We start from the raw sequence: 16,037 nt of genomic DNA, 5'->3' as shown, positions 1-16,037 counted from the left end.
TTTAATAATCAGTTTTTAGAGGAACTTTAAACCAAACTTTAGTTCCGGAAATTGTGTTTTCTTTCTTAATTTCTTCCACAGAAAAAGCACTATATTTTGATAAATTCTCAATTCTTTCTTTGGTTACCTTTAAAGCAACAGATGCATGGTTTTTATTTATATTTCTTTTTTGAGATTGATAAATTCCAATACCATTATCTAGTATAGAACATTCTAAAAAACGATGTTTTACGGTGAAATGAATTCTAATAACTCCTTCGGAAGTCGTTTTAGAAATTCCATGTTTTATTGCATTTTCTATAAAAGGTTGTAATAACATTGGTGGAATCAAAATTTCTTCGGCATCAATATTATTTAGATTGGTTTCAATAGAAAAATTAAACTTTTTTGAACTCATTTTTTGTTCTAGATTTAAGTAGTTTTCTAAGGTTTCAATTTCTTCTTTTAAACTAATTTCTTCCAATCTAGAATTGTTTAAAACACTTCTTAAAAGTATCGAAAACTGAGAGATTGTTTTATTTAACTCTTGTTTGTCTTCTGAATTTCCCAATGCTTTTATTCCGTTTAAAACATTAAAAATAAAATGTGGATTCATTTGTAGCTGTAACGCCTTTTGTTCTAAAGATAACAAATGATTTTCTAACTTTAAAGCCGCTACTTTTTGTTGATTTTTCTTGTGGATACTTCTAATATAAACTTCAATAATTCCTGCTAAAAGCAAGCAAAAAACAACGCCACACAAAATTAGAAACCAAACCTTTTTGTAAATGGGCGTCTCTATGAAAAATGAAAAAGTTTTAGAGTTTATTTTTGTACTATTTTTAAATCGAGATTCAATAATAAAATGATATTTACCAGGTTCTAAACTAGCAAAATTCACTTGATTGCTCATGTTCCAAGGAGAAAAGGCTTTTTTTAATTTATATCTAAATTCGATATTTTTGGTATTGCTAATAGAAACACTTTGCAATACAAAAGAAATGTTATTTTGACTTGGTTTTAACTTTAAAACATGGTTGTAAGAATTCACATTTATAGAATCTATAGAAATGTAATTTACAATTATATCTGAAATTTCTAAGTTTGGGCTTCCTAAAATAGAAGTAGTCTTTTTTATATATAACTGATTTTCTGTTGCTATAAAAATATTCTTTTCTCTATCTTCAAATACCGCTTTTATAGCATTAGAATTTAAGTTGCTATTGTATTTATTGATTCTTTTTTCAAAAATAAAAGTAGTCGGATTTAAAACATCAATACCGTCTTTTTTAGAAACAACATATATTTTATTATTAATGGTTGAAATACTCGAAATTTCACTTTTAGAATACTTTTCTATAAGTTCATTTTCATCATTTAGCTCTTGAATTTTTAAATTGTTTTTTACAACAAATAGTTTGTTATCAATTTGTAATAAAGAGGAATAATTCCCTTTATGAATTAAATCTATTTTTTTAGGTTGAAACAAATCTGATAAAGCCCAAAGGCCGCTATTTGAAGCAATAATAAACTTTCCTTTGTAGAAAATAATATCGTTTATAATAGAGAAATCTAGATTATAAGTTGTCTTTAAAGGTTGTAAAAAATTTTTATTAAAATGCAAAATCCCTTGGTTAGAACCAATGAAATACTTGTTGTTATGATTAAAAATTTTATGAACTCCTTTTGCCTCAAAAGTTAAAAGTTGCTTGCGCGTTTTTAAATGTAATTTCTTGTTTTTTCCAATAAAAAGGGAATCATTTTTAGAGAAAATTGTATTTATTTTTTGTGAAGATTCTCCTATTTTAAAATCGTATTCCTTTATTGAAACTCCATCAAACTTTAATAAACCTTTGTTCGTTGCTAACCAAATATTATTAAATGTATCTTGTGTTATTTCTTTAATTGTATGGTTTTTAAATTCTTTAAAAGCCGCTACTTCTTCAAAACTACTTTCTTGAGCATGAAGAATGTTTATCAGAAAAAAAGAAAAAATTAAAATTAGATTCTTCGTTACTCTTCCTTCCGAATGACTTATTGAAGATAAATTTTTGAGAAAGATTTTCATATACACAAACTTACTAATTAAAACGTCATTACACCATTTTTAATGCTGTGTAATGACGTTTATCAACCTACAATTTCCATTTCAAATTACTTTAACGCATATAAACGTTTATTACTTGTATCTGGTTCTACGTGTTTTAAATCTCCGTACGGTTTAATTAATGGCTTCAAAACACACAAACCCGTTGTTCTTCCTCTAATTACTAATTTGCTTCCTTTTACAGACCAATTCCATCTAAATTTTTCTACAGAAATGTTGTATTCTTTTAATTCAGAAAGCAACTCGTCTCGAGACTCAATCCAATCCATAACATCTTCTACAATTGTAAATTTTGGCATTTCATTATCCGAATTAAAGTAATCAAATTCCCATTTAATTGGTATTGTAAATTGCGTTGTGTACGCTTCACCAACATATCTTTCTTCTTCATTATTTAATGCGTCATACCAATCGATGCCCTTTTCTTCCGGATATTTCTTTGCAATTTCTTTCGATAAATCCATTTTTCCTGGAGAATATGCTGTTGGATAAAAAACATAATAAGGTTGTGCTAAATAATGGTCCGAAAATTTTCCGCCAAATATGGTATGATATGGAGAAGCAACAACTTTAGGGTTTTCTGCTGAATGAAATGCATCTTTTAAAGTTTTTAAAAGCGCTTTGTTTTCTACCAAACCAGAGGCGTGAAATACAATTTTAGAGTTACCATTTACCACATTTTTTAACTTAGGCAAAGTACCTTGTGTAATGGTTTTTCTTAGGGTTTCTGCAGTAATTTTGTCTCCTCTAACTACCGTTTCTAAATTCATACCTTTATAAGGGTTGCTCTTATTTACAATATGAATATCGCTAAACGGATGCTGATTTCCATTTTTATTTAGCCAAACAATTATTTCTTCTAAAGAATACTGACCATCAATTACTTTTAAACCTTTTTCTTGAAAATAGGTTCTTGCTTTCGAATAAAAAGTTTCATTTCCTTTGTCGAAACCTGCAATAAAAACAATTGGCTTCTGATAGATTATTTCTATATTTTCTTTGGAAATAGGAATGCTATTATCTGCAATAATTTGATTTTGGTTCCCTTCTTTTGATACTGATGAATCGCAACTAATAAAAGCACTTGTTGCTAAGAATGCTGCGGTTACAAATACTGATTTTTTTAAGAATGTTTTCATGATTTCTACTTTTTTAAATGTTAATACACTGTAAAAGTAGTAGGGAAGTAGTATTAAATTTTAGTTGTTTTAGAATTCGTACACTATGAATTAGAATTCGAAAAAACTAATTCAAAATTAACGTATAATCTACATCTTCTGGAGATAAAACTTCTTTTTTAAAAATGTTTTTAATTTTTAAAAGCACTTTTAGTTCTTCAAATTCATAGACATTAAAAAGCAAAATTAAATTTTGATGATATGTTTGTATGGGTATTTTTCTTTTTTGAGTTGTGTTTGCATAATGTGTTAACCAATATTCTGTATCTACTTTAGATATGTATTTTTTAAACTGAATTAATTCTTCTAATTCAAATTGAAAAAAGACATTATTAAATGTTAAACTGTAAGTTTCACAACCTTTACAAAAAGACAATTCTCCACTTTTAACTCTTGATATAATAGTTGTTTTATGACACATTTTTTTTATTTTAGTAACAATCGGTTTTTATTTGATTATTTTTCTCAAACTTTTCTAAAGGAGTTTTTAAGTAGGAAATTGTTATTTCTTCCAAAGACTTTAAGACACCTTTTTGCATATGTATAGAACCACAAATCATAATACAATTTCCCTTATCTAAAGTCTTTGCAATTAATTTTGGATGATTTAGTATGATATCCTGCACATAAATCTTTTCTTTTTGTTCTTGTGAATATGCAGTACAAAATGTGGTTAGAGATTTGTTCTCAATTGCTTTTTCAATAGTATCTTTATAGATTTCGAAAGATTTTTTTGTTCTTGCACCCCAGAATAAATGAATTTTTGTTTTTGAACTTTTTTTATGTATCATGCCTAAAAAGGGAGCTATTCCTGTTCCATTGGCAATTAAAATAACCTCTTTTGTTTTTTTAGGAAAATGAAACTTCTCATTAGTTTGAATCTTAGCTACAATTTCATCATTTGTATTTAAACTATTAAAATAAGTAGAACAAAGACCAAATTCATGTTTTTTAATACTTAAAAGAAGAGTATTATCTGTTTTTCCTACAGAATATAAACGGCTCCTAGTTTCATCTTTTGGAGTGATAGAAAGTAAATCTCCAGAAACAAACGTTGTTTTATTATTTGGTTTTAATTGAATTAAAAAGGTGTCATCAATATTCACTTCCGTTTTATTTAAAACAGTAAAAACCTGTTCATTTTTTTCTGATACAAGGAGGCTTTCTTTTTCTATTTTAAGTGCTATTTTATTAAATGTACTCCATTCTTTTGTCCAATTATTAAACTCAGAAAAAGATTGATTGTTTATCTTAAAAACGGGTGAAATTGGTATAAAATTTTCGTGTAACTGCAAATGAGCTTGAACCAAAATGGCATATTTGCAAAATTCTTTATAGTCTGTAGATCCAAAACCAACAACAGAGAATTTCAAAATGTTGTTTTGCGGTATTTTATTAATTTTTTTAAGAAATTTAGTCGCATTTACTGGGGCTTCTCCTTCGCCATAAGTAGCTGTAAAAATAACAATATTTTTAGCTTTGTTATAAGTTGTGTATTCATTTAACTGTGTTATATAAGCGGTTTTACCAATAGCAAGTAAAGCCTTGTAAAATATAGTTGCAAAATTAAATGTACTACCTGTTTCAGAACCAACTAGAATAATATATTCAGCTTTGTCTTTATTAAACTTATTTTTAATGAGTGTTGTTGCTTTCTTTCTTTTTAGTGTCATAGAAAAGCCTGAAAAGATAAAAAATAAGATGGCAAAACAGGCTAATAATAAAATCAAAGACCAGATAATAGATCCTTTTCCTGTATGCAAGATTAAACTGTAATAAGAGCCAAGAGAAGCTAAAGACTGTTTTTTCTGACTCACAATTTGCCCTGTAAACTGATGAATTGCTATTTCTTTATCAGTAAATTTTGCGAAAAAATAATCTTCTTCATCAGTAGAAAATGGAAATTCTATTTTTTCGACATCCGATAAACTGGTCTCTTTAAAAACTTTAAAATCTGCTACATTAATTTTTGAGATTACATTTTTTTGTTCAATATTTTGGTGAGTTGCAGTCTCTTTTGGTAATAAAGAGAACTTTTCTAAAGACAAATAAACGCCTGTTATGGTAATAATTATAATTGGAATTAACGCATATCTACCAATAATGATATGATAATATTGATTAAAATCTTCTTTCACAATTTTAGAGAAGAACTTAGAAAACCCACCTTGTCTTTTTGCTATTAAAAGTACGCCAGTAACAGCTATTAAGAGTAATAATAAGGAAACAAAACCAATAATAAACCTTCCTGTAGATTTTAAAAATAAAGATCGATGCAAGTTTGTGGCAAATTCGAAAATTGGCTTCTTTTCTATGATCTCTCCAATTTTGTCTCCTGTTTTTGGGTTGATGTAAAAAGTTTGACTTTCTCCCTCTAGAGTAATAACATCTGCTGAAACAAAATCATTTTCATCTATTTCGATTGTTAGTACTTCATCATATTTTTGTTGTAACACAGTAACTGTTTCAGAAATAGAAACATCATTTAGATTTATCGTATCAAAAGAATGTAACTTATCTGAAATAGGTTCAAAAGCTAAAACGATGCCTGTTATTGCGGCAATTAGAATAAATAAGGAAGAAGATATAGCCAGGGTTAAGTGGCTATATCTCCAAATAGAAATTGTCATTATATTATTTTTTATTTGGCATCATCCTTATGTATCGGATAAACCCTTTTCCTTCAATTTTAGATTTTAAATTTTCTGCTGTCAAATCAAATTCGACATCATCTTTATGATATTTTTGATCTTCTACCGCTGTTTCAAAACGAATTTTATACCCTTTATCTAATTTATCATCGTCAATTCTAATAACACTAATTGTGCGTTGGCCACCACTAATTGTTGCTCCCGTAATAGCATCGATATCTGCTCTTTTTTTACCTTGAAAATTCCACCATTCTGTAATATCAAAATACCATTCGTTATCATCTCCTTGCACATACAAGGTTTCTTCATATTCGCCTTTTGGGTTTAATAAAGAAATTACAATATAGGCACCTTCTCCGGTGTAATTCTTCATCTGAATCATACATTTATAAGGAGAACTTTCGCTATATTTTTTAAAACTGAATAAAGCAGTTATCACCAATAAGAAAGCAGGAATTATAAGTAAGAGTTTTTTAGTTTTCATGTTCGAATTTTATTTTAAAAAGTTAATGTTGTGTTTTCTTAACAATTCATTTTCTGAAGCTAAATCATAAATAGATTCGCCAAATGTTGTTTTTACATTTTTATCTGCTCGAATACTTAACAAATATTTAATAATCTTGTTGTCTTTAGCTTTCATAACTGCTATTTGTAAAGCAGATAAATCTTCTTTATTTATAGCATTTACATCAATTTTAAAAGCTGCTAACCTTTTTAATAAGGGTAAATTATTTCTTTCAGCAGCAATATGTAATAATGTGTTTTCAGAATTTTGAAGCTGATTAATAACCAATCCATTTTTCTCTAAAACGTTTAATTTTGATTCAAAAATTGCTGGTTTACTCGCTCTAAAACTGTTTATTAAATAATATGAAAGCGTATTACCATCTTTATCTACTGTATTAATATCAGCATTTTTTTCTAATAAAAACTGAACAACATCAATCGAATTCCTGTTTACAGCCATAGCTAAAGCAGAAAGCCCATCATTATTTTTTAGATTAATGTTTTTTACATTTTTAGATAAAAATTGAACAACTTCTAAAGAATTGTTATTTGCAGCATTCATAAATGGAGAATTTCCATCTTCATCTTGTAAATTAACAGCTACATCTTTTTCAATAAAGTATTTAAAAACAGAAATATCTTTACTACTTCTTGCAATAAAATGAAGCGGATTCCTGTTTTTATGGTCAACTACATTAGGGTTTACACCATTTTTCTCTAAAAATTGATATGTTTCAAGTGTGTTTTTATTGTTTCTAGAACCCTGACTTGCAAATAGCATTGCATTGTCTCCTTTATTAACTCCTTTTTCTAAAAGAGTTTTTAAGAATTTTGTGTTCCCTCCTTTTGCAGCATATTCGAAAAGCCCATTTCCGTTGGTATCCTTATCATTTAAAGAAGCACCTTTCGTAATTAAATACTTTATGAGTTTAAAATCTTCTAAATGTGAAGCAACCAACAATAAAGCATTTGCTCCATCATGATTTTTCTCTTTGGTAATATCTGCACCAATTTCAAAACTATATTTATAGAGTTCTAAATTTAATTGACCTGCTGAAGCAGCAAAGTTTAAAAATGTATTTCCATGTGTATCAATTACAGTTGTTTTCGCACCTTTAGAAAAAACATGTTTCATTATTTCTATGTTGTCTTTGTATGCGGCCCAGAAAATGTAAGTTCGCCCATCATGCGTTTTTTTATTAACGCCATTTCCTTCTTTAGATAAAAGATATTTTATGGTTTTATTATCTGTCTTGTTCAAAATAGCATAAACTACAGCATCAAAAGCATTGTTACTTAAGGCAGAAACATCATTTCCTTCATTAATTTTTTGATCTATAGTTTCTATACTGGGGTTCGTTTTCCAAAATTTAGCATCCAAAAAAATATTCTTTTTTTGAGCTGAAATAGAAATACTAGAAATTATAGTAATAACTACTACTAGTTGTTTTAATGTATTCATTTTTTTATTTTTTTACAAATGATTCAATAATATCGTTTAATTCTTTCTCTTCAATAACAGTATCCGTAAATAAGTGTTTGTATAAAGGTTTGTTGTTTACCTTAGTGTTTAAAGATAAATTTGTGTTTCTACCGTATACTTCGTCCCATTTATTTCTAACTATTTGCCATTTATTATTATTTGCAACCCACCAGTCTTTTGAAGCCTTGCATCTATTATCATCAACTTTAACATAGGTATTGTATCCTTTCTCTTTTGCTATTATTAAATCTTCTTTACCTGGTTTACGTTGCACTTTGCTATTATCTTGGTCATGAACCCAACCATAATTAGTAATTTCATGTCTGTTTCCTCTCAAAGTAATATTGTAATCGCTTCTTTTTGTATATTCTCTTCTTGGTAAAGGAGCAGTCGTTTCGTTTTCCCAATAGCTTTTTCCATCTACGTGCACCCAAGTTCCAGAACCTTCGTAACGCGGACTGTCATCTACTTGATATACTTTTTGAGTCCATTGTTTCTTAACACTTTTCTTATCCTTTCTGTTGAATGTCCAATTATTATCACCATTAAAAGTATAAAAATCAGTGTTTTGATACATCCAATCTTGTCTCCAATGCTTTATAATCATTGGGTCTGCAGGATTACCAACTTGTAATATATGCTGAATAGAAATTTTATTATTTTCATCTTCTACCAAACCAGCCCATTCTAAACCTTTATCAATCTTAGTTTTAGAAGCCTTGTAAGTAGAATCTTTACTGTAATTAAAAGTTTCAGCAAAATTAAAAGTCACTTCAAAACAACCACACATTTCCTTGATGGCATTTTGGTCTTTAGTTTTTTTACTTTGAGCATTTACTGATATAGCTAATAGCAATATTAAGCTGTTAAAAAATAATTTATTCATTTTATGTTATTTATGGTTTGAAATAATTTTTGACAAAAATATAAAATTTATTTAGATTGAATTAAAATAACAACATATATTTGTCGAAAATTATTAAGAATGTTTCTAAATAAAGAAATTACAATTGCATTAATACTATTTTCTTTTGCTACTTTCGGTCAAGAGAGAAAAAAGGATTCCACAAAAATTACCACTTTAGATGAAATTGTAATTACTGGACAATACAATCCGCAGTCCATAAAAAAATCAGTTCATAACGTAACAGTTATTAAAAGAGCTCAGATAGAAAGGCAAGCGGCCAACAATTTAGCAGATTTATTAAATTTTAATTTAAACCTAACAATTGTACCCAGTTCTCAAACAGGAAAATCGACTATTTCTTTCTTCGGATTAGATGCTCAATATTTTAATATTTTGATAGATAATATTCCTTTAGTAAGTGATAACGGACTTGGAAATAACATCGATTTAACTCAAATTAATTTAGATGATGTAGAGCGTATAGAAATTGTAGAAGGAGCAATGGGAGTAGCGTATGGTGCAAATGCAGTATCTGGGGTTATAAATATTATCACAAAAAAATCGATAGATAATAAGTGGAATATAAAAGCATCTTTACAAGAAGAAACAGTTAGTAATGAATATGCTTGGTTTGATGAAGGTAGACACATACAAGCGTTAAGTGTTGCTAATAATATTACTAAAAATTGGTTTGCTAGAGTTGGCGTAAACCGCAATCAATTTGCAGGTTTTTATAATGGAAAACAAGGTGGAAGCTATTATAAAAATGATGGTTTAAGAGGGTATGATTGGTTGCCAAAAGAGCAATTAAATACCAATGCTTTTGTACATTATAAAAAAGAAAAATTTCAACTATTTTATAAGTTAGAATACTTTAATGAACTTATCAATTACTATGATGCTACTGTGAGAGCTAATATAGATACAGATGCACAAACGAGTAATCCGTCTGCAACAGATAAGAATTTTAGAACGCATCGGTTTGTAAATAATGTAAACCTTATAGGAAGTTTAAATTCTGGTGCTAATTACAATGTAGCCCTTTCTTATCAAGAACAAAAAAGATATTTAAATGAATACAATTACTACATTTTAAGTAAAGAAAGAAGTAATGAAACAGATGAAGTGTATCAATCTAGTAAAGTTTTCTTTTCTAAAGGAAGTGTAAATAATCTTGTAAAAAGTGATTTTTTTAACTTTGAATTAGGCTATGAAACAAGGTTTATAAGTGGTTTTGATACGCAAGCTTCTGGAGATGTTACACAACAAGATAAAACACAATCACAACAGAACTATGCTATTTATGGTTCCTCTGAACTCAAGTTTTCAGAAGCTTTTTTAGTAAGACCCGGAATACGATATGAATACAACTCTTTATTCAAATCTAAAATATTAGCATCTGTTAGTGCGCGTTACTTAATGAAAAAGGGTTTTGAATTGCGAGGAAATATTGGGACTTCATACAGAACTCCCAATTTTGAAGAACTGTATTATTACTTCGTAGATTCTAATCACGATGTTAGAGGAAATGCAAATTTAAATCCAGAAAACGGAATTACAGCATTCATCAACCTAAAAAAATACAGTTACATCAACGAATTTTCATTATTAAACACTTTAAAAATCAGTTATCTAGACGTCTCCGATAAAATAGATTTAGCCATTGTAAATCCTACTCCGTTACAATATCAATACATTAATATCGATGCCTATAAATTATGGGGAATTTCTTCTGAAAACAGTATAAAAAAAGACAATTGGACCTTTAATTTAGGTGCCACATTGCAAGGTATTTCTAGGATAGCAAACAATGAGGTAAATGCAGAAAACGACTTTTTGTATTCATTTCAATTAAATACAAGTGCAAATTATAACATAAAAAAATGGAACACTGCAGTTACTATTTTGTTTAAACACAATGGAAATCAGCAAAATTACATTGCATCAGGTGTAGATACAGATGGACACTCGATGTTTTCTAAATCAACTACAAGCGCCTATAATTGGTTAGATGCTTCCCTAAAAAAATCATTCTTTAAAGGTAAAATTCAAGCCACTTTGGGTGGAAGAAACTTATTTGATGTTACGAATGTAAATGTAAGTAACGCAAATACATCAGGAACTCATTCATCTAATAATAGCACTCTCTTATTGGGTTACGGGCGCTCTTATTACTTAAAACTATTGTATAACCTTAATTTTTAAATAACTAATTATCAAATATTAAAATCATGACAAACAAATTTTTAACTTTTATTTTATGTGCAGCTGTATTTTCTTTTACAAGTTGTAATTCAGAAGATACGCCAATAGCACCAATAATTGTAGTGATTGATGGCGCAGCAGTTTCACCAGAAGTTGGTGGACCAAATGAACCAAACCAAGTTTATATAGATTTAAGTACAAATACTTCTACACCAGTGCGAAGAGATTCTTGGGATTTAGGTTTTTATGGTGGTTCAGAATTTAGAGTAGTATTAAATGGAGCTATTTATATGGCAGTAGCAAAATTAAAATCAACAGATATAGATGCTGTTAATGCTAGTTCTGCGGAGGTACAAGAACTACAGCCTAAAGTAGCTGTTGGTACTTTTGATGCTGAAAATACGGCTTATGTAGATACTCCAGACGGAACAGTAACAAACACAGCTATAGCAGAAATTTCTACTTCAAATACAAATAATAATGTGTATCTATTAAATTTAGGAGAAGAAATTGGTACTGAAACTCCTGCTACAGGAAGTGTAGATATTTCTGATGATGCTAGAGGGTGGAAAAAAATAAGAATTTTAAAAAATGGAAATAATTATGTTTTACAATACGCAGATTTAGATGCTACGACTCATAAAGAAGTAACTATTTCTAAAAGTGAAACGCATACTTTTACTTATTTCAGTTTTACTACAGAAAGTGAAATTATGGTTGCTCCAAAAAAGGCAAATTGGGATTTGAATTTCACTGTTTTTACAAATGAAATTAAGGGCTATGGTTCTTATGGATATTCAGATTTTGTTACAAATAATACAAAATCAGAAGCTAAAGTTTATATGATTGACATAGAGGCAACTTCTTTTACTTATAACAGCTTTTCTTTAACAGATGTAGATAATTCAAACTTTACAAATGACCAACGTAGCATAGGAAGTAGTTGGAGAAATGGAGGTGGACCAGGAAGTTTACCATCCTTAAAAGAAAATGTATTTTACGTTGTAAATGATACAGATGGTAATTTATATAAACTACAGTTTTTAGCTTTCACAAATGAAGCAGGAGAGCGAGGATATCCTAAATTTGTATACAGTTTATTACAATAATTAAAACTTTAAGTGATTCTTTAAATTAGAATTATAAGTTGGAAGAGTCATTTGAGCGAAAGTTTAAATGGCTTTTTTAGTTTATTTATTATAGATCTAGATATAATTATCTGGTTGAATATAGTCGAGACCTAAGTTTAACCTCTCGACTGTGCCCAACGAGGCATCATTAAACTACAATTTTTCCGCTAAATATTTAGCCGTATAAGATTCCTTATTTTTGGCTAACTCTTCTGGCGTTCCTTGAAAAATTAGGTTTCCACCATTTTTTCCACCTTCTAAGCCTAAATCAATTATATAATCTGCACATTTAATCAATTCTATATTATGTTCGATGACAACAATAGAATGTCCGCGATCTATTAACGCATTAAAACTAGCTAATAATTTTTTGATATCGTGAAAATGCAAACCTGTTGTAGGTTCATCAAAAATAAACAACGCTTTGTCTTTTGTATTTCCTTTGACTAAAAATGACGCTAATTTTATACGCTGTGCTTCACCACCAGAAAGGGTAGAAGAAGATTGCCCTAATTGCACATACCCCAAACCAACATCTTGCAAAGGTTTTAGTTTATTTGCGATTTTTGTCACCAAATTTTCTGAGAAAAATGCAACTGCATCGTCAATGGTTAAGTTTAAAATATCATCAATAGATTTTCCATCAAACTTTACTTCTAAAACTTCTTTTTTGAAACGCTTTCCGTTACAAACATCACATTCTAAATGCACATCTGCCATAAATTGCATCTCGATGGTTACTTCACCCTCACCTTTACACACTTCACAACGACCCCCTTCTACATTAAAAGAAAAATGTTTTGGTTTGTAGTTTCTAATGCCAGATAATTTCTGATTCGAATACAACGCACGAATATCATCATACGCTTTAATATATGTTACAGGGTTAGAGCGAGATGAACGCCCTATAGGATTTTGATCTATAAATTCTACATGTTTTATAGTCTCGAAATTTCCTTTTACTGCGGTGTGTTGTCCAATTTTCTCTCCATAACCAACTAGCTTTTTTTGCATTGTTGGATAGAGTATTTTCTTGACCAATGTACTTTTTCCAGAACCAGAAACTCCGGTAATTACAGACAAGCAGTTTAATAGAAACGTAACATCTATATTTTGTAAATTATGTTCTCTTGCACCAATAATTTCTATTTTATTTACAGATGTTCTTCGTTTTTTAGGAACTTCAATCTTTAAATCTTCGTTTAGATACTTAGCCGTTAAAGAATCTGATTTTAAAATTTCTTTAAAATTTCCTTCCGCAACTACATGTCCGCCAAAAGTACCTGCTTCTGGACCAATATCTACAATATAATCTGCTTCTCTCATGATATCCTCATCATGTTCTACCACAATTACGGTGTTTCCTAGATCACGTAAGTCTTTTAAAACACCAATCAATCTTTCGGTATCTTTTGGGTGTAAACCAATACTTGGTTCATCTAAAATATACATAGAACCGACCAAAGAACTCCCTAAAGAAGTGGCTAAATTTATACGCTGACTTTCACCACCAGAAAGTGTGTTGGAGGTTCTGTTGATGGTTAAATAATTTAAACCAACATCTGTTAAGAATTGCAATCTATTATTGATTTCTGTCAACAAACGTTTTCCTATTTTTTCTTCGTATTTGTCTAACTTTAGGTTATTGAAAAATACTGCCAATTCATCTAAAGGAAGTGCTACTAAATCAGAAATGTTCTTCTCATTTATTTTTACATAGTTGGTTTCATCTCTTAGACGTTTTCCATGACAGGTCGTACATTTTGTTTTTCCTCGATAGCGAGAAAGCATCACTCTATTCTGTATTTTATAACTTTTTTCTTCTAAAACTGAAAAGAAGTGATGAATACCATGAAAAGATTTATTTCCTTCCCAAACCAATTCTTTTTGTACTTCTGATAATTGAAACCAAGGTTTATGAATTGGAATATCAAATTGATACGCAACAGCTATTAAATCTTCTTTATAATGAATATAAGAAGGTGTTTTAAAAGGGAAAATAGCGTCTTCCATAATAGATAAACCTGTATTTGGAATCACTAAATCTTCATCAATACCAATTACATTTCCGTAACCTTCGCAAGTTGGGCAAGCACCATAGGGATTATTAAAACTGAATAAATGTGTGTTTGGTTCTAAAAATGTAAGTCCGTCTAAAGCAAATTTATTACTAAACTCAGTAACTTTATTATCTGCTAAGTTTTCGATAAAGCAAATTCCTTTTCCTTCAAAAAAAGCGGTTTGAATAGCATCTGCTAAACGGTTGTAAAAATCTTCATCGTCTTTAGTAACAACTCTATCAACTACCAAAAGCAAAGGTTCTTCTTTAAATTCTTCCTGAGGGAAATCTGAAATTTTATAAACGGTATCATTCCATTTTAAACGTGCATAGCCTTGTTGCTCTAAAACTTGTAAAACAGTTTTTAAATCGCGATTTTCATCAATAATAACAGGTGCAAGTAGTAAGAGTTTTGTTTTATCGTTAAATTTTTTTATAAACTTCACAACATCAGAAACGGTATCTTTTTTAACTTCATCACCAGAAATAGGCGAGTAGGTTTTACCAATTCTTGCAAATAATAATTTTATATAATCGTAAATTTCTGTCGAAGTACCAACCGTAGAACGCGGATTTGTAGAGTTTACTTTTTGCTCAATTGCAATTGCAGGAGCAATCCCTTTTATATAATCTACTTTTGGTTTGTGTAGCTTTCCTAAGAACTGTCTTGCATACGAACTTAAACTTTCTACATAACGCCTTTGCCCTTCTGCATATAGTGTATCGAAGGCCAAAGAAGATTTACCAGAACCAGAAAGTCCTGTAATTACTACTAATTTATTTCTAGGAATTACAACATCAATATTCTTTAAATTATGGAGTTTTGCTCCTTTTATAATGATGTTTTCTTTAGGATTTACTGTTGAAAGATCTTTCTTCATGTATCAAAAAATATAAGCTATAAATTTACCAAAAAATAAACTCATTTTATACTGCGTAAAATCTTTTTTACAAAAAGTTTGTTGTATTAAGAAAAAATAAGCATATTTGTAACTTATAAACTACACTAAATTAGACGTATATAGCATAAAATTACTTTAAAAATTATTAATCTTTAATAATATTGGAAAAGCCCTTTCGCTCTTCTAAAAGTAGTTATGATACGTAAAAATTCGATTTCAGATAGCGTTTTAGTTAGCGATTATATAAATGGTAAAGAAGCTTCTTTATCTATATTAATTAATAAACACCAACAACGTTTATTTAGCTTTATTTACAGTAAAGTGCAAGACAAAGACTTAACAGAAGATATTTTTCAGGATACCTTTATAAAAGTAATTAGAACTTTAAAAAAAGGAAATTACAACGAAGAAGGTAAGTTTTTACCTTGGGTAATGCGTATTGCGCATAATTTAGTGATTGATTATTTTAGAAAGAATAATAGAATGCCTTCTTTTAAAAACACAGACGAGTTTGATATTTTTTCGGTATTACATGACGGAAGCCTAAATGCCGAAAAACAATTAATACAAGAACAGATTTATGATGATGTTAGAGAGCTTATAAATGAACTTCCAGAAGAACAAAAAGAAGTGTTGGTTATGCGAATGTATAAAGACATGAGTTTTAAGGAGATTAGCGAAAATACAGGTGTTAGTATTAATACCGCCTTGGGTAGAATGCGTTATGCATTAATAAATATGCGTAAATTAATAGAAAAGCATAACATTATTTTAGTGAATTAGCAATAGACATAATTATTTTTATTTTAAAACCTTCGTAACTTAACTACGAAGGTTTTTTTATGTTTATGAATTTGTTAATATGGCAATAATAATTATTTAATTTTAGACAAAAAGTTCATTCACGACAAAAACTTGGCAATTCACGA

At 29.1% G+C, this 16,037-nt stretch carries 11 protein-coding genes; 3 read left to right on the top strand and 8 right to left on the bottom strand.

The genetic code is table 11. The annotated features are described in order from the left end of the window. Window position 1 precedes the first annotated feature (1 nt). The 7 genes from CW731_RS03720 to CW731_RS03690 all read right to left on the bottom strand — a co-directional run bounded on the left by CW731_RS03720 (window position 2) and on the right by CW731_RS03690 (window position 8,791). A complete protein-coding gene (locus tag CW731_RS03720; protein ID WP_100945468.1) occupies window positions 2–2,047 on the bottom strand; it encodes a histidine kinase in 2,046 nt (681 codons plus the stop codon). An 86-nt stretch (window positions 2,048–2,133) separates the two neighbouring features. Then, window positions 2,134–3,225, bottom strand: a complete 1,092-nt coding sequence (locus tag CW731_RS03715) for a hypothetical protein (protein ID WP_100945467.1) — start codon at window positions 3,223–3,225, stop codon at window positions 2,134–2,136. A 106-nt stretch (window positions 3,226–3,331) separates the two neighbouring features. Next, a complete protein-coding gene (locus CW731_RS03710; protein ID WP_232734715.1) occupies window positions 3,332–3,685 on the bottom strand; it encodes a DUF6686 family protein in 354 nt (117 codons plus the stop codon). 10 nt (window positions 3,686–3,695) lie between these two features. Further along, complete coding sequence (locus CW731_RS03705) at window positions 3,696–5,894, bottom strand: PepSY domain-containing protein (RefSeq protein WP_198519847.1); 2,199 nt, start codon at window positions 5,892–5,894, stop codon at window positions 3,696–3,698. 4 nt (window positions 5,895–5,898) lie between these two features. Then, complete coding sequence (locus CW731_RS03700; RefSeq protein WP_100945466.1) at window positions 5,899–6,399, bottom strand: DUF2271 domain-containing protein; 501 nt, start codon at window positions 6,397–6,399, stop codon at window positions 5,899–5,901. A gap of 9 nt (window positions 6,400–6,408) precedes the next feature. After that, the gene (locus CW731_RS03695; RefSeq protein ID WP_100945465.1) at window positions 6,409–7,884 is read right to left on the bottom strand and encodes an ankyrin repeat domain-containing protein; all 1,476 of its coding nucleotides are present in this window, start codon (window positions 7,882–7,884) and stop codon (window positions 6,409–6,411) included. A 4-nt stretch (window positions 7,885–7,888) separates the two neighbouring features. Next, window positions 7,889–8,791: a DUF6607 family protein gene (locus CW731_RS03690; protein WP_100945464.1), complete on the bottom strand. Its 903-nt coding sequence runs from the start codon at window positions 8,789–8,791 to the stop codon at window positions 7,889–7,891. Window positions 8,792–8,890: 99 nt separating this feature from the next. On the opposite strand from CW731_RS03690, the gene CW731_RS03685 reads away from it, so the two are divergent. Together CW731_RS03685 and CW731_RS03680 are read left to right on the top strand one after the other, a co-directional pair. Next, window positions 8,891–11,017, top strand: coding sequence for a TonB-dependent siderophore receptor (locus tag CW731_RS03685; RefSeq protein WP_100945463.1), 2,127 nt, complete (start codon window positions 8,891–8,893; stop codon window positions 11,015–11,017). Window positions 11,018–11,043: 26 nt separating this feature from the next. Further along, complete coding sequence (locus CW731_RS03680; protein ID WP_100945462.1) at window positions 11,044–12,126, top strand: HmuY family protein; 1,083 nt, start codon at window positions 11,044–11,046, stop codon at window positions 12,124–12,126. A gap of 174 nt (window positions 12,127–12,300) precedes the next feature. On the opposite strand, the gene uvrA is transcribed toward CW731_RS03680, so the two are convergent. Further along, on the bottom strand, window positions 12,301–15,087 hold the full coding sequence (uvrA, locus tag CW731_RS03675) for an excinuclease ABC subunit UvrA (protein ID WP_100945461.1): 2,787 nt from the start codon (window positions 15,085–15,087) through the stop codon (window positions 12,301–12,303). Window positions 15,088–15,303: 216 nt separating this feature from the next. Between uvrA and CW731_RS03670 the strand changes: the two genes are divergently transcribed. Further along, window positions 15,304–15,891, top strand: a complete 588-nt coding sequence (locus CW731_RS03670) for an RNA polymerase sigma factor (RefSeq protein ID WP_100945460.1) — start codon at window positions 15,304–15,306, stop codon at window positions 15,889–15,891. Window positions 15,892–16,037 lie beyond the last annotated feature (146 nt).

Origin of the sequence: Polaribacter sp. ALD11, assembly GCF_002831685.1 — a bacterium.
Lineage (GTDB): Bacteria > Bacteroidota > Bacteroidia > Flavobacteriales > Flavobacteriaceae > Polaribacter.
Note: the sequence above shows the minus strand (reverse complement) of the source record. Positions and strands in the feature narration are given on the sequence as shown.

Coding starts and splice junctions, on each gene's coding strand:
- CW731_RS03695 (WP_100945465.1), bottom strand. CDS start 7,884: ATGAATACATTAAAACAACTAGTAGTAGTTATTACTATAATTTCTAGT.
- CW731_RS03715 (WP_100945467.1), bottom strand. CDS start 3,225: ATGAAAACATTCTTAAAAAAATCAGTATTTGTAACCGCAGCATTCTTA.
- CW731_RS03720 (WP_100945468.1), bottom strand. CDS start 2,047: ATGAAAATCTTTCTCAAAAATTTATCTTCAATAAGTCATTCGGAAGGA.
- CW731_RS03700 (WP_100945466.1), bottom strand. CDS start 6,399: ATGAAAACTAAAAAACTCTTACTTATAATTCCTGCTTTCTTATTGGTG.
- CW731_RS03690 (WP_100945464.1), bottom strand. CDS start 8,791: ATGAATAAATTATTTTTTAACAGCTTAATATTGCTATTAGCTATATCA.
- CW731_RS03710 (WP_232734715.1), bottom strand. CDS start 3,685: ATGTGTCATAAAACAACTATTATATCAAGAGTTAAAAGTGGAGAATTG.
- CW731_RS03680 (WP_100945462.1), top strand. CDS start 11,044: ATGACAAACAAATTTTTAACTTTTATTTTATGTGCAGCTGTATTTTCT.
- CW731_RS03705 (WP_198519847.1), bottom strand. CDS start 5,894: ATGACAATTTCTATTTGGAGATATAGCCACTTAACCCTGGCTATATCT.
- CW731_RS03670 (WP_100945460.1), top strand. CDS start 15,304: ATGATACGTAAAAATTCGATTTCAGATAGCGTTTTAGTTAGCGATTAT.
- CW731_RS03685 (WP_100945463.1), top strand. CDS start 8,891: ATGTTTCTAAATAAAGAAATTACAATTGCATTAATACTATTTTCTTTT.
- uvrA (WP_100945461.1), bottom strand. CDS start 15,087: ATGAAGAAAGATCTTTCAACAGTAAATCCTAAAGAAAACATCATTATA.